Raw genomic sequence first — 819 nt, 5'->3', positions numbered from 1 at the left:
TAGGGATGGATGGGGGGTGAGAAGAATAGCCAACTACTTCTGCACCTAATGAAGTTAAAAAAAGGGTAAGCCATGAGCCTTTAAAGCCAGTATGTCCTGTAATAAATACTTTTTTCTTATTCCAAAAAGATGATGAAGCCATATTASCAAACCTTCCACGGAGCGTTATTACTTTCCCATAGCTCGACTAATTTATTTTTATCGCGCAATGTATCCATTGGATGCCAAAAACCAGTATGTTGATATGCGGCCAATTCGTTTTTGTTTACTAACTGAACTAAAGTGTCTGTTTCAAAAACAGACTTATCTCCACTAATGTAATTGAAAATATCAGGATTTAAAACGAAAAATCCACCGTTAACCCATCCGCCATCACCTAATGGTTTTTCTTGAAATGATGTAACTGATTGCTTATCTATAACAAGGGAACCGAATCTACCAGGGGGTTGTACGGCAGTTACAGTAGCCATTTTCCCATGTTTTTTATGAAACGTAAGGAGTTCTTTTATATTTACATTACTTAATCCATCGCCGTAAGTTAAAAAGAAAGGTTCGTTCCCGACGTAATTTTGTATCCTTTTCACTCGGCCACCTGTTTCTGTATTTAGACCAGTATCGATAAGAGTAACTTTCCATGGTTCTATACGATGTGAATGGCTAGTGATTGTGTTGTCGCTTAATTGTATTGTGAAATCGGACATGTGTAAGTTGTAATTTAGAAAGAATTCTTTAATTGCATATCCTTTATAGCCTAAGCAAATAATAAACTCAGTAATCCCGTAATGACTATACAAACTCATAATGTGCCATAGAATAGGC

Annotated in this window: 1 protein-coding gene and 1 pseudogene; both read right to left on the bottom strand. The window is 36.2% G+C overall.

All coding sequences use genetic code 11. The annotated features are described in order from the left end of the window. A pseudogene (locus tag AC1DJR_RS31960) lies at positions 1 to 142 on the bottom strand (CDP-glucose 4,6-dehydratase); the annotation flags it as partial. A 1-nt stretch (position 143) separates the two neighbouring features. Further along, positions 144 to 819, bottom strand: a 676-nt coding sequence (gene rfbF / locus AC1DJR_RS31955) for a glucose-1-phosphate cytidylyltransferase (RefSeq protein ID WP_477004464.1), incomplete at its 5' end; no start/stop codon positions are given.

It is taken from the genome of Bacillus sp. 05T31, assembly GCF_056396725.1.
Note: the sequence above shows the minus strand (reverse complement) of the source record. Positions and strands in the feature narration are given on the sequence as shown.